Source organism: Streptomyces sp. NPDC001315 (assembly GCF_042896175.1).
GTDB lineage: Bacteria > Actinomycetota > Actinomycetes > Streptomycetales > Streptomycetaceae > Streptomyces.
Genome location: NZ_JBIAWZ010000011.1, coordinates 118880 through 135210, shown reverse-complemented (window position 1 = coordinate 135210; position 16331 = coordinate 118880). Strand labels below are relative to the sequence as shown.

Sequence of the window (16331 nt, the reverse complement as noted above, 5' to 3'; positions counted from 1 at the left end):
TTGGCACGACCGTCGGATGCCGCGGGAAAGGAACCTCCGTCGATTCCGGCTTCTTCGCCGCTCTTCCGCCATATTGCTCAATTCTTTCCAATCGGGCGGCATCCTCTCCCCGCTGCTGGCGAACATCGCCCTGTCCGCGCTCGACGAGCACGTGATGGAGCCCACACCAGCAAGATCACGACCTACAGCTGGAGTTCTAGGCGGTTTCAAGGAGCCGCTTCCGCAGCAGGATGGCGCCGGATTCGGCAAGCCAGTCCTCGAGCGTACGCAGTCCGGGATGGATGATGCGCAGCGCCTCGATGTCGGCGTGCCAGCGCGATCCGGCTGCCCAGCGCTCCCGGACCTGGGCGATCTCGGGGTTGAGTGCGGTTGCCTCGGCGTGGGTGATCTGCTCATAGCGAATTGCGGCACCGGTGGCCTCGCTGATCGCGGCGACCGCCTCGGCCGGGGTAGGCGCGTCCCCGGCCAGCTCCAGACTTCGTCCCGCGAACCGGTCCGGCTGATCGAAGGCCAGCGCCGCGAACTCGGCGATGTCCTCCACCGCGATGATCTGGACAGGTTCGTCCGGCGGGAAGATGTGCCGGTGCACGCCGTGGGCGATGCCGTCGAGACCGATGGGCGTCGAACCGAGAAAGTTCGACATGAACCGCACCGGACGCAGCACGGTCACCGACCGGATCCGCTCACGCAGGTACTCCTCGATGCGTTTCTTCCCCTCGGAGCCACCCGGGCGACCCGGCGTGGACGCGACACCCGTGAACACGACGTGCTCGACTCCCACTGCAGCCGCGGCATCGATCAGTGCCCGGCCACGGGTGAACTCGCGCTTCACGTCGGAGCCGGCCGGTCCGAACGCCACGGGCGGTACGGCGAACAGTGACGCTGCTCCCTCCAGCGCGGCAGGCAGACTCGACGGGTCGTCGAAGTCGCCGCGCACGAGCTCCGCTCCCGCAGCTTCGAGTGATGTGGCGGCGGGTGCGGTCGTGTCCCGCACGAGCGCGCGCACCGGCCTGCCGGCCGCCAGGAGCCGGCGTGCGGTGGCGCCGCCCTGCCGACCGGTCGCACCGGTCACGACAACCAAGCGGTCAGTGCTCATGTCATCCTCCGCCCCCGGATGGTCGGTGGATACGGTCGGATTGGGCCCGGGGTCGATGTGGAATGCTCCACCCGGTTGAGTGGCACGGACAAGGGATTACGTGACATGACCGCAGCTCCCGAGGACACCGGCCGGGCCGATGCCCGCCGTAACCGCAGGACGGTGCTCGCCGCCGCTTCGCAGGCGTTCGACCAGCACGGCCTGGACGTCTCACTCGGCGCGATCGCACGGCAGGCGGGGGTCGGCGCCGGCACCGTGTACCGGCACTTCCCCAGTAAGGAGATCCTGCTGGAGGCCGTACTCGTCCAGCAGATCGACGACCTGGTGGAAACCGCTCGACAGTGGGCGACCCGCGTTGACCCTGCCGCGGCACTCTTCGGCTTCCTCCTGGAGGTCGTCGAAACGTCCCACGGGCGCAAGCACGCATGCGACGCCTTGACCACGCAGACGAGCTGGCCACGGCCAAGCCTGGCCGCGTCGGCGCGACGGTTCCGCCAGGCACTTGACGAACTGCTCCGCGCAGCCCAGCAGGCTGGTGGGGTCCGCACCGACGTCAGCGCGGACGATGTCGCAGCCCTCACCGTCGGGTGCGCGACGATACGGGCCGCCCACCGCGACCGGAACGGCGGCACGCGCATGGTGCGGCTGGCGCTGGAGAGCCTGCGGGCTCCCTCCTTCGTCACGCAAGGACGGGGCTTTCGTGACACTCCCGGCACGCTTCACGCAGCGTCGCGGTGCGAGGAATGCGGGGCCCGGCTTGAGGCCCGGTCCACTGGCCGCCCGGCACGCTACTGCGGAGCGACCTGCCGGCAGCGAGCACATCGCCGCCGCCTCGGCACGGCAACGCTTTCCTAACGGAAAACGTGTCCCTGGGATCGGAGGTGCCGAGTAGGACGATGCCCACGGCTGAGATCGCTGTTTCGATCCCGCACCAGTCGTTACCGGCGGCAAGCTGCATCCCAGACATGAAGATCACGATCTACAGCTGGAGTACCAGTCCAGGACGTGGTGTACGGGCTCCCACCTGATCCGGGCATTTGTCCCGGCGTCGGAGTGAGTGTCCGGATAGAAACTAGTCGACTTCGTGCGCGGCGGAGCGCCCGGTGAGAATCAGGTCGACCCCGTACGCGAAGCGGTCGTCGAAATTCGACCCGGTGAGGTGCTCGATCGCCTCCGCGAGAACGGGGCAGGTCGCAGGGTCGGCGGCCGCCGCCTCGACGCCAGGGGTGCGGTCGGGTGATGCCTGTTCCTCGTTGACCAGGCTGATCACGAAGTAGATCAGGGTCCAGGCTGTCCAGGCCACGTCCTTGGGGCTGCGCCCGGTGGCGCGCAGGGCGGCGTGGAACGCCTCGGCGAACGCCAGCCAGTGAGGACGGGCCAACGAGAAGCCCTCCCGCGCCAGACGGGCTCCGTCGCGGTGGGAACGCAGTGTCGCGCGGAACGACTTGAGGATCCTGCGAACCCTTTCCTCCGGATCCCGGGGCAGGCGGGCGGGCAGGCAGTCGGCCATCATCGCGTCAGCCACCGCGCTGAGCAGGCTGGCCTTGTCCTTCACATGCCAGGCCACCGCGTTGACCCGCACCGCCAGTCGGCCGGCGACGGCCCTCAGCGACAGTCTGTCGAAACCGTCGCTCTCCAGCACTTCCAGCGCGGCAGCAATGATCTGCCCCTCGGTCAGGCCGACATGGGCACGGGACACCGCGGGGCAGGGCTCTTGCGAATTTGACGTCTTGGACACTGCACAATAATACTCATGACACGCCTTGGACGCCGTCCAAGGATTCCGAGTCGGTCTGTGCCACTGCCTCTCCGCAGGAGACGGCGCGCAGTCCGCGCTGTCGAGAAGGACATGATCATGGGAAAGCTCAGCGGGAAGACCGCTCTCGTCACCGGTTCCAGCCGGGGCATCGGCCGGGCCACGGCCATCGGCCTGGCCCGTGAGGGCGCCTTGGTCGCCGTGCACTACGCGCACAACGAGCAAGCCGCCCAGGAAACCGTCGAACTCATCGAGAAGGACGGCGGTCAGGCCTTCACGGTCGGCGCGGAGCTGGGCACACCCGGCGACATCGATCAACTGTTCGCTGGCCTTGAGGCCGGCCTGACCGAGCGCACCGGGCGGGCCACGCTGGACATCCTGGTGAACAACGCTGCCGAGGTGTCGAGGGGTACCGTTCCCGAGGAGGTCACCGCCGAGGAGTTCGACAAGGCCTTCGCGGTCAACACCAAGGCGCCCTTCTTCGTCATCCAGCGAGCCCTCGGACTGATCCCCGACGGGGGACGCGTCGTGAACATCTCCACCGGCCTGACCCGGGTCGCGACCCCCTCGCAGGCCGTCTACGCGATGTCCAAGGGCGCGCTCGAGCAGCTCTCGCTGCACTTCGCGCGTCACCTGGCCCCGCGAGGGATCACGGTCAACAGTGTGCTCCCCGGTGTCACGGACAACGGGAGTCCGGTCTTCCAGATCCCCGAGCTGAGGGAGCAGCTGTCCCAGTTCTCGGCGTACAAGCGCCTCGCCGAGCCGCGGGACGTTGCCGGCGTGGTCGTCTTCCTCGCGACCGAGGAAGCGGACTGGATCACCGGGGTCTCCCTCGACGTCACCGGTGGCGGCCTCCTCGGCTAGGGCCTGTCGTCAGGTCACGTCGGCTCCACGCATACGATCCACGAACCTGGACCCGGCTGAACCCCCTACGGCCGGTTCGAGCTGGGCATGAACTCCCACCTCGACCTCGCCGCCGCGGAGGCCATGGTGCCCGGCGCTCGCACCGCCCGCAGCCACCAGGCGTCGAACGCGTAGTGCATGAACAGGTTGGACAACACAGGTGAGACCGCCGAGCCCTGTGGGCTGCCGCGGGCCCGGGCTTGCAGACTGCTGCCCGACCGCTGGAGCGGGGCCTTGAGCCACCGCTCCAGATACAGGACCCACCGCTGGTGAGGCGAAGAAGGCCATGCCGGTGGCACTCGACAACAGCAACGCGATGGCGACGCGGGTGTTTCGGCCGCCGCCCACAGCGGCATGACGGCGCTTGCCCGGCACTCCGCCTCACCCGGTGAAAGCGGTTCGCTACTCCTCGGACGTCCGGATGGGCTCACGGCAGGGGCCCTCCGCTTATTTCCAAGGTGCCGCACATCACAAGCGGCCCTGCTCGATGCCACGTATCGAGCAGGGCCACCATGTGGTCGGCCGTGAGCCAGGGGCCGTGTCAGGAAGCTTCGAAAGCACCGAGATCCGGCGCCTGTCCCTTGTACGGCAGGCCGACGCCGGTGCCCTTGTCGATCAGAACACTGTTCGCCGCGGGGCGGAGGCTGGACAGGACGGGCAGACTGCCGTCCGCTTGGCGGGGCGCATCCCAGCCGGACGTCGACACACTCTGGAACTGCGCGTCCGACAGGGCGAGGCCCAGGTTCCAGGAGTTGTACGAGGCGTTCGTGCCGGTCATGTTCGCCGTCAGGGTACCGGTGTAGGCGAGGTTGTTGCGCAGGTTGCCCCGGCCGACGGCGGCGCCGCTCGAGTCGACCCCGAGCATGTCGAAGTCGGGGTGGTTTCCGTAACTCGTGTTGTTGAAGAAGTCGTTGGCGAGCGGATGATGGTTGGCGTAGAAGCCCCCCGCCTTGTTGGCGAAGGCCACCGACGTTCGGACCGTGTGCTTGACGGCGCCGGCGTCATAGTCGCCGCCATAGCCGCCCGCCTTGAAGCCGCTTCCGTTGCCGGCTCCCGTGGTCGTTCCCGGAACGTAGCCGTTGCGCCATGCCCAGGAGTTCTCGATGGTCACGGACGAGTAGGCGCTGATGAGGTCGAACCCGTCGTCGGCGTTCCACCACGCGCGGCAGCCCCGGAAGACGTTCCCGGGGTTGTTGGCCGAGATGTGCGCACCGAAGCCGTCGGCGTTCTCCCCGGCCCCGTTGGAGGAGTTCAGGTCGTAGTTGTCGTGCGAATCCGTATTGAAGACGAGGTTGCCGCCTCCGTTCTGGATGAACAGCCCTGGCCCCATGTGGTGATGGGTGTTGATCCCTTCGAAGGTGTTGTTGCTCCCGGAGATCCAGATCCCCCAGGACTCGTGGTTCAGGTTGTTGTTCTGCGGCACGCCGGTGACTTCCAGCCCCTTGAGGTGGATCCAACTCCCGGTGACGTCGAAGCCTTTGATACGGCAGTCGTCAGTCATGCCCGAGAAGTCGAAGACCGGCTTCTCCCCCGGGTAGGCCCAGTACCTGATCGGATTACCCGAGCTGCCGCTCTTGTTCAGGGTGATCGCGTCGACTCTGGCCGTCTGGCTCTGACAAGCGCTGATCCCGTGCGTGTAGGCGTAGGTGCCGTCCCGGAAGTACACCGTGTCACCCGGCTGGGCGACGGCCTGGGCATGGGCGATCGAAGCCCAGGGAGCGGCCTGCGTTCCCGCGGCACTGTCGCTGCCGTTCGGTGCGACGTAGTACACGTTCGCCGCCGCGCGGCTCGCGGCCGCCCAACTGTCGACAGTCGCCAGGGGGATCACCGTGACCGCCGAAACCAGCAGGACACGTCCGACGATCGTGGCAGGTCTCATCACACACTCCAGATTGAGTCGCTCCTCTCCCGTGCCACGCTCACACGTCGAGGAAGCCGTCCAGGGCCGCGGTGGGGCGGCGGGTGGTCTCGTCCCAGGCCGAGCTGTTGTAGCTGTTGAACGAGGGATAGCCCTCGGGCTCCCAGAAGAAGGTGCCCAGGCCTCCGAACCCCTTCAGTCCCGTGATGAACGCGGGCAGCGAGTCGCGCACCTGGGTGGGCTTGCCCACCGGCCCGCCGTACTCGACCTGCATGACCGGCTTGCCGTAGCTGGTCTGGATGGTCTGCATGTTGGCCAGCACGCCGGATACGTTGCCACCCTGCGCGTACGAGGACAGGCCGGTGATGTCCCACTTCCCGTCGTTGTCCCGGTAGGCGTTGAGGAAGTTCTGGATGCTGTCCAGGTTCTGCGGCTGCGCCAGGTGCACCAATACCGGGGTGCTGGGGAAGACATGCTTGGACATGTCGTAGGCGGCATTCAGCAGACCCGTCATCTGGTCCGGGCGGCCGACGCTGCCGATCGGCTTGCAGATACCGGAGTTGGTCTCGTTGCCGATCTTCACCCAGGCCGGTGTCACGCCGTAGTACTTGATGACGTTGCACGAGTGGTAAACGTAGTCGTACATGGCGTCGAGCATCTGGCTGTAGTTCATGGCGGCCCAGTCCGCCGGCGGGTTCTGCACCCCGACCGAGTTCCAGGTGTCGCCGAAGTGGAATCCGACGAGGACCTGCATGCCGGCGTTCTTGGCCCGCTGCGCCAGCTGCGCGGTCTCCTCGATGCTGCAGTGCCCGTTGCCCGGATCACTGGAAGGGTTGACCCAGGTCCGCAGACTGACCGCGGTGATGCCGTACGCCTTGAGGATGGCGAACAGGTCCTGCCGCACGCCGGCGCTGTTGTTCCAGTAGTAGCCGGTCGCCTCCATCTGCGGCAGCCAGCTGATGTCCGCGCCCTTGATGAAGCTCGCCGCCTCCGCCGGGGTGGCCAGGGGTCCGGCCCCGAGCGCCAGCGCTCCCGCGCCGGCCGCGGCACCCAGCAGCACGCTGCGCCGCCGTATGCCTAACGGTTCGGTTGATTTGCCGTCGGTCATTTCGGGTTCCCCTCGTTGCCGGGCTGGCCGTTGATCGCCGTGCGAGACGGCCCGTTCCCCAGAGATGTCGGGCCCATGACAACCACAAACTGCGCCGGTAAAGTACTTTTGTCAATCCCTGTACCGGGCTTTATAAAGCTGTACGGAGACGATGACCATGCCCACCCCTAGAGTCACGATCGCGCAGGTCGCCGCGGAGGCCGGTGTGTCCGCCATGACCGTCTCCAACGTCGTCAACGCACGCCCCGGAGCATCGGAGGCCACGCGGCAGCGGGTTCTGCAGGTCGCGAAACGACTCGGCTACACCCCACCCAGCGCCCGCAACGGCAAGCGAGGCCGCACCGGCCTCATCGGTGTTCTCACCCTGGATCTCACCGCGCAGTACAGCCTCGAAATCGTGCGTGGCATCGCCCAGGAAGTCGCCGACGACGAACGCGAACTGCTCCTGCGTGCTTGTCTCGACGCCATCCACGAGCGTGACCGCATCGCGGCCTTCGCGGGCGGTCTCGTCGACGGACTGCTGCTCATCGCGCCCGTCCTCGATCCGGATACGGCACAGGAGATCCAGGCGGGCGACCTTCCGGTCGTCGTCATCGATCCGCGTCGCCTCGACCTGCGCCTGCCCAGGGTTACGGTCGACAACTACGACGGCGGACGGGCCGGCACCCACCATCTGATCGAGGCCGGCCACCGGCGCATCGCCTACATCCGCGGCGAGGACGACCACGAGAGCACCGAACTGCGCTACCGCGGCTACGCCGACGCCCTGCGCCTGGCCGGTATACAACCGGATCCCGCCCTGGTGGCCTCGTCGAACTTCAACCACCAGGGCGGCGTGTACGCGGCCACGAAGCTGCTGACCGCCGAGCAGCGTCCCACCGCCATCGTCGCCGGCGCGGACCTGATAGCGCTCGGCGCCCTCAGCGCCGCCCGAACGCTCGGACTCTCCGTACCCGACGACCTGTCGATCGTCGGCTTCGACGACCTGCCGCAGGCCGCGCACAGCGCCCCACCGCTGACCACCGTGCGGCAGCCCCTGCAAGAGATGGGGCGAGCGGGCACCCGCGCCCTGATGTCCCTCATCGCTCACCAGCCCCTCGCGACCGACGACATCCGCCTGGCCACGAAGCTCGTCCTCCGAGGCACGACGGCTACCCCGCCCAGCCCTACCGACGCGTGAGGGTGGTGCGACTCACCACGTTCCGTACGCTCCGCGGGCGGTAGCCACCGGTCAACCGTGTCCACCGCCCGCAGCCTTCGGGTGTTGTGGAACAGGTGCGGAGCGCTGGCCCACCGGTCGGGCGCGACGCCGTCGCGCGCCGGATATTCGTTCAAGTTGCCGATCACGATTCCTCTGCTCCCCATAGTGACCGCCGAAACCTGCGGCCCCCTGCACAAAGACGCCTCGGTGACGCGGTGATCCGAAGGCCACCGTCCGCAGCGTCGTGCAGGTAGTTCGCGGTGCCGGAAGGCACACAGAACGCGGCCCTCGGCATGGGGCGTCATCAGAGGAGTCGGATAGCACATGAGCGGTATCGGGAACTTGGCCGTACCGGGCTTGACGGTGTCCGAGATCGGTTATGGGGCGTGGGGTCTCGGTCAGGGCGCCTGGGTGGGCGCCGACGACGAATCCGGGGTGCGCGCGCTGCACCGCCATGGATCTGGGCGTCGCCTTCATCGACACCGCCCGGCCCTACGACCGCAGCGAACGGATCGTCGGCCGCGGGCTCAGAGGGCGGGCCGAACCCGTCCTGCTTCGAGTATGAGTTCCAGCGCTCTTCGACCGTCGTGGCGCCGTTTCTCACCTAAAACAGCCAGGACGGAAGCGCGCCCCGGTGCAGCAGTTTGTACGCCAGGTCGGCGCGGCCCTCGTCGGTGAGGACTGGGGCGAGGACGTTGACGCCGAGGAAGCCGACCAAGAGGGTGTTCTCAGTACTTGACCCGGCTGGTGCCGGGGTGTGCCGCCTTGGACCGCGCATCCGAGCGCTCACGAGGGCGGTTCCGTCCCGGTCTGCTCGCTCACCAGGTACCGCGCGTACCAGTCCGGCCAGTCCGGGTCCTCCGCGCCGATACGCGCCTCGTGCTCACCGTGCGCCGCCGCGGCCCGCCGCAGGGCGCCCGCCAGGTCCTCGGCCGAGGCGAACGACGTGGTCGCGGGGTCCAGCCGTCCCGGAAGCCGTGTGGTGACCTCCTGCAGCAGCCAACCGTTGCCGTCCGGGTCACTGAACGACAGGAAGGAGCCGTAACTGCCGCGTTGTGGATCAGGGCCAGGCACCCGGGCGTCAGCGCCGGCGTGGTGGAAGACGCCGCCGGCGTCGTGAAACACGTCGCTCGGGTCGGCGCCGCGCCGTATCAGCTCGTCATGGGCGGCCTCGATGTCGTCGACGACCAGGTGCAGGCCTCGAGCCGAGCCCGGGGCCTGTTCGGTGACCGATCCGCCGAAGATGACCGACGCCGGAGAACCCGGAGGGGTCACTTGCACCACCCGGAAGTCCCCGTCAGGGGTGATGTCCGCGTCGAGCCTCCAGCCCAGCGCCGTGTAGAAGTCCTTGGCCCGGTCGACGTCGGACACCGGCACCACGACGACCTCGAGTTTCATGTCCATGGCTTGCGCTTCCCGTCTCGGTGGGGATACCGGCGACGACCGGATCCGGGGTGGCGCCGGGCCTGGAGGGCGCATCCCACGGCACTCGAAACCCGTTGCGAGCGCCTCGTCTCACGCCCGGCCCGGCAGCTCCCTGACGCCCTGTCGAACGGGCTGTGTCGCGTTCCAGCGTAGACACGCGTTCGATCAGGTCGCATGTGGACGCTCGCCCACTTCGCCGGCGGCTGATCCCGAAAGGCGCCGGACGAAGCGGTGCTGCCTGCGGGAGCCCGCGCGCTCGACGGCCGACTGCGGCCTGGGCCGTGGGCAGTGGGCAGTGGACGGTCAGTGTGCGACGAGCTGCTGGCCTCCGTCGATGTCGTACGTGGCGCCAGTGAGGGCTCCGTTGGCCATGATGTGCAGCGCGAGGGCTGCAACATCCGCCGGTCCGACCACTCGGCCGATCGGCAGCGTCTTCCTCAACTCCTCGCGTCGTGCCTCCAGTCGGTCACCGAGGAGGGAGGCCGACAGCGGTGTGTCCACGAACCCGGCCGCGAGGAGGTTGACCCTGACAGGGGCGACCTCCAGTGCCAGGTTGGCGGTCTGCGCTCCTGCGCGCCGAGGATGCACAGGATCCGTAGGCGGGCCGCTGAGGCCGACCAGTCCAGCGCCCGGCCGGCCAAACCCGGATGCCGAGGATTTGGCACTACGGGGAGCCCCTGCCGGTCCCGCCGTTCACGAGGTCGACGAACTCATCTGTTGTGAGGATGGCGTGGGCGTACAGGGGTGCGTTGAGCTCGAATGTCGCTGTCATCTCCTCCCAGCTGAAGGAGGCGATGGCGTCGCGGATGAGGGTCACGTGGTAGCCCAGCTCCTGGCCGAAGCGTGCGGTGGTGTCCACACAGGTGTTGGCCCGCATACCGATCAGCAGGATCTTCCGGATGTGGTGCTGCTTGAGCATGAAGTCGAGGTCTGTGTTCGCGAAGCCGCTCGAGGCCCAGTGCTGGCGCATGACGAGCTCGTCCTCGCGGGGGTGGAAGTCGGGGTGCCACTCGGCCCCCCAGCTGCCCTCGGCAAAGGTCTGCTGGGTCACGATGCGCTGTTGGGTCGGGGACAGGTGGTCCCACGTGTTGTAGTCGTTCGGCGTCGTCTGGTGGTGGGGCACGATGAAGACGCGAAAGCCCCGGCTGCGGGCCGTGGCGAGGATGGTGCGCATGTGGTCGAGCAGGCCGATGCCTTCCGCCACTTCCTTTGCTCGGGGCCAAAGCTTGCCGCCTTCGGAAAGGAAGTCGTTGTACGGGTCAACGATAAGAAGAGCGGTTTGGTCCGGGGGGTACGGCGCTTCAGAAGCCATGAACAGTTCCCATCTGGTCAGCGAACGGATCGATCGCAGCTGGGATGCAAGAAGGAGTGGACGGCCAGGACAGGCCCCAGGCGCCCTATGGCGCAGACGGCCAACTCGGCCTTCAGTCTGTCACTCGTCCGGCCGAAAGGCATCCGCGCCGGGTGGTACCCGGCCAGGGCAGGCCTACATCAATCTGGACACGGTCGCCGAGACGGTGATCAGCTGGGCGTGGGGTAGCCGCTGCCCCATGTCCGCATCGTCCTCCTCGCCGATGCGGTATCTCACCGATCCCGCCCACCTGGCCGAGCCGTCCTGGCGCGGGCTCGGGACCGAGCCGTTGGCGATGGCGCGCAGGGGCGGAGGCCGCCCCGACGCCGCAGGAACGAGACCGGTTGCACGACCGCCGGCCGAACGAGGCGTACGCGGCGGCCGTCGGCGAGCCCTTCCCCGCCCGCACCACCGTCTACATGACTGCCAGGGCGTCGACCTCCACGAGCAGTCCCGGCGGAAGCTGCTCCGCCCCGGCCGGCGGCGCGGCGCCTTGTGCCGCTGCGCGCCGTCCGCGGGGGCGTTTCAAGCAGGCTGAGCGGCGGCCGCGTCGAGTGCTTCCCGGGCCGCCGCCACGGCCGCCGCCCGGTCCTGCGGCACGAGCCCGATGCGGGTACGCCGGTCCAGGAGATCGGCCTCGTCCAGGGCGCCCTCGTGCAGGGCGGCCCACAGCAGGGCTCCACGTGTGACGGGGTTCCCCGGCACCACGGGCTCGTTCAGGTGGGGATCGCGGGTGCCCAGAGCATGCACGGCGGGAGCCTCGGTGCCGTAGCGGCGAACCAGGTGGCCGGGGGCCGCGAGCACGCCCAGCCGGTGCGGGGCGGCGGCTCCGACCAGGGGCAGGGACGCGGTGGTCGAGGCACCGGCGCGCAGGCCGCGGGCCTCGACCACCGCGTCGACGGCGTCCTGTGCCATGCGCCGATAGGTGGTGAGTTTCCCTCCGACGACGGTGACCACCCCTTCGCCGGAGGTGAGGACGGCGTGCCGGCGCGAGATGTCGGAGGTACGGGTGGTGTCCGCAGACCGTGTCGGCACGGTGTCCAGCAGGGGGCGTAGTCCCGCGAAGGCGCCCACGACGTCGTGGCGCCTCACCGGTGTGTGCAGGGCGGAGCCCAGGACGTCCAGCAGGAAGCCGATGTCCGACTCGGGCACCTCGGGCACGTCTGGTATGTCACCGTCGACGGGCTCGTCGGTCAGGCCGACGTACACGCGGCCGTCGTCCTGCGGCAGCACGAGGACGAATCGACTGCTCTCCCCTGGAATCGGAATGTGCAGGCCCGCGGGCAGCGGCCCGAGCAGGTCGGCGCGCAGGACCAGATGGGTGCCGCGCGAGGGGCGGATGCGGATGCCCTCGACCAGATCGCCCGCCCACACGCCGGATGCGTTGATTACCGCGCGGGCCCTGATCTCGCCTTGTTCTCCGGTGAGTTCGTCGCGGACGCGGGCGGTGGTCCCGCTGAGCTCCAGGGCCCTGACCCTGGTGAGGATTTTCGCGCCGTGGGCGGCGGCGGTGCGGGCGAGCGCGGTGACCAGGCGGGCGTCGTCGGTCACCCGGCCGTCCCAGGACAGCAGGCCGCCGCGCAGGCCGCCGGGGCGTACGGACGGTGTCAAGTGGTGGGCTTCGACTGCGGAAAGGCGGCGCGGCGCGGGCAGGGTGGCACGGGAGGTGCGGGCTGCCAGGCGCAGGGCGTCCCCGGCCCGGAAGCCGGCCCAGGCCAGGGACGCCTGACCGCGTGACACCGAAGGCGTCAGGGGCAGGACGAAGGGCTGGGCGTGCACCAGGTGAGGGGCGGTGCGTTCCATGAGGACACCGCGTTCGACAGCGCTTTCGTGGGCGACGTCGAGCTGCCCTGAAGCCAGGTAGCGCAGTCCGCCGTGGATGAGTTTGGAACTCCAGCGCGATGTGCCGAAGGCGAGGTCGTGGGCGTCGACGGCGACGACGCTGAGGCCGCGCGCGGCGGCGTCCAGCGCGACCCCGGAGCCGGTGGCGCCGAGCCCGACGACCAGGACGTCCACCACGTCGGAATCGACGGCCTCGGTCAGTTCGCGGAGCCGGCGGGCGGCGGAGAGCGACGATCCGGAGGCGGGGGAGGCCGAGTCGGACTGACTGCTGGTGGGGCTCATGGTGTCAGGGTCCTCTCCAGAAGGGTGCGCAGTTCGTCGAGGAAGGCGGAGCTGGTGAGTTCGGGGTCGTCCTCGTCGGTCATGGTCCGCAGCGACAGGGTGAAGGACTGGACCACGAGCAGTACCGCGCGGGCCTGCCGGCCTGTGTGTGTCCGCCGCACCGACCCGTCGGCGTGGCCCTCGGTCAGGGCGTCGGCGAGCAGGCTCAGCAGGGCTTCCTGGCTGGCTCCCCGGCGGTCCAGGACGTAGGTCAGCAGGAGTTCGGGGTCGACGTCGATGATCTTGCGGAAGAGCGGGTGGGCCCGGAACGCCGCGACTCCGGCCACGAGACCGTCCACGATCAGGCCGCGCATGTCCCGGCCGGGCCGGCGCTGCGGCATGGCGCGGCTCGCCACGTCGATCCACTCACGCGTCATCAGATCGCCGACCAGTGACCGCACGTCGGGCCAGCGGCGGTAGAGCGTCATCCGCGAGACGCCGGCGCGGCGGGCGACGTCGGTGAGGGTGGTGCGCTGGACGCCGAACGCCAGCACGCAGTCGCGTGCGGCGTCGAGGACGGGATCGTTGTCCGAGCGGTTGTGACGAATAGGCGCCATGTGTAACAGTGTAACGCCCTGTGCGGCCGTACGGGAGACGGCGCGTCGCCAACCGACCGATGAGGACGAACCGTTCATGGACATGCTGTGGAGTGGCTGGGGCGACCCCGCCAAGGCGGCACCGCTGCCCGACTCGGTGACCGCTCTGCTGCGGGACCTGCTCGGCGTCAAGCCGCGGGACACCGACACGCACGCTCTTGAGGAGATCTCCCTTCCCGAGTCCCCGTTGGACGCCGCCGCCCTGCGCGCGCTGGCGGAGGCCGTCGGCGGCGAGGCCCATGTGAACACCGACGCGGAGAGCCGGATCAGGCACACGCGCGGCAAGTCCACGCCCGACCTGTTGAAGATCCGTTCCGGAGACGTCGTGGACGCCCCGGCGGCCGTCGTCCTGCCCGCCACCCACAGCGAGGTCCTCGCCGTGCTGCGGGTGTGCGCCGAACACGGCCTCGCGGTCGTCCCGTTCGGAGGCGGTACGTCCGTCGTCGGCGGCCTCGCACCCGAGCGCCGCGCCTTCGTCGCCCTGGACCTGCGCCGTATGAACGCCCTGCTCGACGTCGACCCCGTCTCCCGGACCGCCACCCTCCAGCCGGGCCTTCGCGCACCCGACGCGGAGGCGCTCCTGGCCGAGCACGGGTTCACCCTCGGGCACTTCCCCCAGTCCTACGAGTGGGCGACGATCGGCGGATTCGCAGCCGCCCGTTCCAGCGGACAGGCCTCCGCCGGATACGGCCGCTTCGACGAGATGGTCCTCGGCCTCACCGTCGCGACCCCCGAAGGCACCCTGAATGCGGGACGCGCGCCGCGCTCGGCGGCCGGCCCCGATCTGCGGCAGCTGATCCTCGGCTCCGAGGGAGCCTTCGGTGTCATCACCGCCGTCACGGTACGCGTCAGGCCCCTGCCGCAGACCCGTATCTACGAAGGGTGGCGCTTCGCCTCCTTCGAGCAGGGCGCCACCGCCCTGCGCCGGCTCGCCCAGGACGGCCCGCGTCCCACGGTGCTACGACTGTCCGACGAGACGGAGACCTTCATCGGTCTCGCCCAGCCCGACGCCATCGGTTCGGCCGAGATGCCGGCCAACGCCGGATGCACGGCGATCGCCGGATACGAGGGGACCGAGGAGGAAACGGCGAGCCGCCGCGAGCGGGCCGCCGCGGTGCTGCGCGCCGCCGGAGGCACCTTCCTGGGCGCGGAGCCCGGCGAACGCTGGGCACACGGCCGCTATGCGGCACCGTACCTGCGGGACTCCCTGCTCGACGCCGGCGCCTTCGCCGAGACCCTGGAGACGGCGACGTTCTGGTCGCGTGTTCCCGAGCTCTACGCGGCCGTGCGAACCGCGCTGACCGACACCCTCACCGCGGCCGGCACCCCGCCCCTCGTGATGTGCCACATCTCGCACGTGTACGAGAACGGCGCCTCGCTGTACTTCACCGTGGTCAGCGCACAGGGCGAGGACGCCGTGGCCCACTGGGCACCGGCCAAGACGGCCGCCAACGAGGCCGTCCTGAACGCAGGCGGTACGATCAGCCACCACCACGGAGTGGGCACCGATCACCGCGACTGGTACGTGCGGGAGGCCGGGCCGCTGGGTGTCGAGGCCCTGCGCGCCGTCAAGCGGCGGCTGGACCCCGACGGCCTTCTCAATCCCGGGGTGCTGCTGCCCGTGGAGTGACTCCCCCGCGCAGACCCCCGGTTGCCGTCCGGCCGCCGGTCCGCCATCAGACTCCGGCCCCGCACCGGGGCCGTTCCGCTCCGTCCCACCGTCACCGCCCGGAGGCACACCGATGCGACAGTTCACCGCCGTCGTCAATCCCACTGCGGGCGACTCAGCCGGAGCGGCGGCGCTGCTCCAGGTCGCCCGTCTGCTGCGGGAGGCCGGAGCGGGGCTGGACACCGAGTACAGCCGCAGCCTCGTCCACGCCCAGGAGCTGGCACGCCGGGCCGGGGAGCAGGGCCGGGTCGTACTCGCCGTCGGCGGCGACGGCATGGCCGGGGGCATAGGCGGCGCTCTCAGCGGTACGGAGGCCGTACTGGGCTTGGTGCCCGCGGGCCGCGGCAACGACTTCGCCCGGGCTCTCCAACTGCCCACCGACGCGGCCGGCCTGGCCCGTGTCCTGATCGACAGCGAGCCTCGGCGTGTGGACACCATCGAGGTCGAGTCGGCGGTGCACCCCCGCACCATCGTGCTGGGCAGCGTGTACGCGGGCGTCGACGCGCTCGCCAACCGGCATGCGAACCAGGCGCGCATACTGCGTGGGGCCGCCTCGTACTATGCCGGCGGGCTGCGCGCCGTCGCCGGTTGGCGCCCGGCGTCCTACCGGGTCACCCTCGACGGGCAGGAACACCTGCACCGCGGATACACCGTCGTGGCCGCCAACTCCGGCTACTACGGCTCCGGGCGCATCGTCGCCCCGACCGCTCGTGTGGACGACGGCCTGCTGGACGTCGTCATGATCCGGGAGGCCCCCCGTCGCCTGTTCTTCACCCTGATGAACGAACTCAAGACCGGCGCCCACGTCGAACGACCCGAAGTCGTCGTCCTGCGGGGCAGGGAGATCCACATCGAGGCCGACCGGCCTGTGCCCTACGGCGCCGACGGGGAGGTCGAGGCCGTCCTGCCCGTCACCGCCCGGGTGCGGCCAGGCGACCTGGCCATGCTGTTCTGAGCGTCGGCCGGCCCGGAGCAGACCTGCCGCGCCGCCCGTCCCGGATGCCGGCACCCGGCCGTCCCGACGGCTCTCGAACTCGCGGTCCTACGCGAGAAGGTCACCCGCGCACAGGCGGCAGGCCTGGTGAGTTCGGCCGCCGCCGTCATCCTGCTCAGCCTGGGGTGAATGCCCTGCTCTGTCCTCGGGCCACGCCACGCGACCCGACCGAGTCGACAACTCCCACTCGCCCGACCGGATTCGCCAACCG

At 69.5% G+C, this 16331-nt stretch carries 14 protein-coding genes and 2 pseudogenes; 6 read left to right on the top strand and 10 right to left on the bottom strand.

Translation table 11 applies throughout. The features are described 5' to 3' along the window. Window positions 1-196 precede the first annotated feature (196 nt). Window positions 197-1096, bottom strand: a complete 900-nt coding sequence (locus ACFY16_RS27390) for an NmrA/HSCARG family protein (protein ID WP_390649845.1) — start codon at window positions 1094-1096, stop codon at window positions 197-199. A gap of 75 nt (window positions 1097-1171) precedes the next feature. Here ACFY16_RS27390 and ACFY16_RS27385 point away from each other — a divergent pair, with 75 nt between their 5' ends. After that, window positions 1172-1951, top strand: a complete 780-nt coding sequence (locus ACFY16_RS27385) for a TetR/AcrR family transcriptional regulator (RefSeq protein WP_390649844.1) — start codon at window positions 1172-1174, stop codon at window positions 1949-1951. Window positions 1952-2168: 217 nt separating this feature from the next. Here ACFY16_RS27385 and ACFY16_RS27380 read toward each other — a convergent pair whose 3' ends face one another. Then, window positions 2169-2834: a TetR/AcrR family transcriptional regulator C-terminal domain-containing protein gene (locus tag ACFY16_RS27380; RefSeq protein ID WP_390649843.1), complete on the bottom strand. Its 666-nt coding sequence runs from the start codon at window positions 2832-2834 to the stop codon at window positions 2169-2171. Window positions 2835-2951: 117 nt separating this feature from the next. On the opposite strand from ACFY16_RS27380, the gene ACFY16_RS27375 reads away from it, so the two are divergent. Continuing rightward, window positions 2952-3716, top strand: a complete 765-nt coding sequence (locus tag ACFY16_RS27375) for an SDR family NAD(P)-dependent oxidoreductase (RefSeq protein WP_390649842.1) — start codon at window positions 2952-2954, stop codon at window positions 3714-3716. 580 nt (window positions 3717-4296) lie between these two features. On the opposite strand, the gene ACFY16_RS27370 is transcribed toward ACFY16_RS27375, so the two are convergent. Further along, window positions 4297-5634, bottom strand: coding sequence for a right-handed parallel beta-helix repeat-containing protein (locus tag ACFY16_RS27370; RefSeq protein ID WP_390649841.1), 1338 nt, complete (start codon window positions 5632-5634; stop codon window positions 4297-4299). Between the two features lie 40 nt (window positions 5635-5674). Further along, window positions 5675-6673, bottom strand: a complete 999-nt coding sequence (locus ACFY16_RS27365) for a glycosyl hydrolase 53 family protein (protein WP_390649840.1) — start codon at window positions 6671-6673, stop codon at window positions 5675-5677. Window positions 6674-6878: 205 nt separating this feature from the next. On the opposite strand from ACFY16_RS27365, the gene ACFY16_RS27360 reads away from it, so the two are divergent. Then, window positions 6879-7901 carry a LacI family DNA-binding transcriptional regulator gene (locus ACFY16_RS27360; RefSeq protein WP_390649839.1) on the top strand — a complete coding sequence of 341 codons (1023 nt, stop codon included), beginning with the start codon at window positions 6879-6881 and terminating at the stop codon, window positions 7899-7901. Between the two features lie 314 nt (window positions 7902-8215). Next, window positions 8216-8463, top strand: a pseudogene (locus tag ACFY16_RS27355) (aldo/keto reductase); the annotation flags it as partial. Here ACFY16_RS27355 and ACFY16_RS27350 read toward each other — a convergent pair. The 6 genes and pseudogenes from ACFY16_RS27350 to ACFY16_RS27325 all read right to left on the bottom strand — a co-directional run. Then, window positions 8458-8704, bottom strand: a pseudogene (locus tag ACFY16_RS27350) (hypothetical protein); the annotation flags it as partial. The pseudogenes ACFY16_RS27355 and ACFY16_RS27350 overlap by 6 nt on opposite strands. A 4-nt stretch (window positions 8705-8708) precedes the next feature. Then, window positions 8709-9326 carry a VOC family protein gene (locus ACFY16_RS27345; protein WP_390649838.1) on the bottom strand — a complete coding sequence of 206 codons (618 nt, stop codon included), beginning with the start codon at window positions 9324-9326 and terminating at the stop codon, window positions 8709-8711. Window positions 9327-9650: 324 nt separating this feature from the next. After that, entirely contained in the window at window positions 9651-9935 is a 285-nt protein-coding gene (locus tag ACFY16_RS27340; protein WP_390649837.1) for an SDR family oxidoreductase, read from the bottom strand. 76 nt (window positions 9936-10011) lie between these two features. After that, entirely contained in the window at window positions 10012-10659 is a 648-nt protein-coding gene (locus tag ACFY16_RS27335) for an isochorismatase family cysteine hydrolase (RefSeq protein ID WP_390649836.1), read from the bottom strand. 564 nt (window positions 10660-11223) lie between these two features. Further along, on the bottom strand, window positions 11224-12822 hold the full coding sequence (locus ACFY16_RS27330) for a glycerol-3-phosphate dehydrogenase/oxidase (RefSeq protein ID WP_390649835.1): 1599 nt from the start codon (window positions 12820-12822) through the stop codon (window positions 11224-11226). Beyond that, window positions 12819-13418: a TetR/AcrR family transcriptional regulator gene (locus ACFY16_RS27325; RefSeq protein ID WP_390649834.1), complete on the bottom strand. Its 600-nt coding sequence runs from the start codon at window positions 13416-13418 to the stop codon at window positions 12819-12821. Before ACFY16_RS27325 ends, ACFY16_RS27330 begins: the two co-directional genes overlap by 4 nt. Window positions 13419-13494: 76 nt before the next feature. Between ACFY16_RS27325 and ACFY16_RS27320 the strand changes: the two genes are divergently transcribed. Next, the gene (locus ACFY16_RS27320) at window positions 13495-15087 is read left to right on the top strand and encodes an FAD-binding oxidoreductase (protein ID WP_390649833.1); all 1593 of its coding nucleotides are present in this window, start codon (window positions 13495-13497) and stop codon (window positions 15085-15087) included. Window positions 15088-15199: 112 nt separating this feature from the next. Next, entirely contained in the window at window positions 15200-16081 is an 882-nt protein-coding gene (locus ACFY16_RS27315; protein WP_390649832.1) for a YegS/Rv2252/BmrU family lipid kinase, read from the top strand. Window positions 16082-16331 lie beyond the last annotated feature (250 nt).

Coding starts and splice junctions, on each gene's coding strand:
- ACFY16_RS27315 (WP_390649832.1), top strand. CDS start 15,200: ATGCGACAGTTCACCGCCGTCGTCAATCCCACTGCGGGCGACTCAGCC.
- ACFY16_RS27360 (WP_390649839.1), top strand. CDS start 6,879: ATGCCCACCCCTAGAGTCACGATCGCGCAGGTCGCCGCGGAGGCCGGT.
- ACFY16_RS27375 (WP_390649842.1), top strand. CDS start 2,952: ATGGGAAAGCTCAGCGGGAAGACCGCTCTCGTCACCGGTTCCAGCCGG.
- ACFY16_RS27370 (WP_390649841.1), bottom strand. CDS start 5,634: ATGAGACCTGCCACGATCGTCGGACGTGTCCTGCTGGTTTCGGCGGTC.
- ACFY16_RS27345 (WP_390649838.1), bottom strand. CDS start 9,326: ATGGACATGAAACTCGAGGTCGTCGTGGTGCCGGTGTCCGACGTCGAC.
- ACFY16_RS27320 (WP_390649833.1), top strand. CDS start 13,495: ATGGACATGCTGTGGAGTGGCTGGGGCGACCCCGCCAAGGCGGCACCG.
- ACFY16_RS27330 (WP_390649835.1), bottom strand. CDS start 12,822: ATGAGCCCCACCAGCAGTCAGTCCGACTCGGCCTCCCCCGCCTCCGGA.
- ACFY16_RS27390 (WP_390649845.1), bottom strand. CDS start 1,096: ATGAGCACTGACCGCTTGGTTGTCGTGACCGGTGCGACCGGTCGGCAG.
- ACFY16_RS27325 (WP_390649834.1), bottom strand. CDS start 13,418: ATGGCGCCTATTCGTCACAACCGCTCGGACAACGATCCCGTCCTCGAC.
- ACFY16_RS27335 (WP_390649836.1), bottom strand. CDS start 10,659: ATGGCTTCTGAAGCGCCGTACCCCCCGGACCAAACCGCTCTTCTTATC.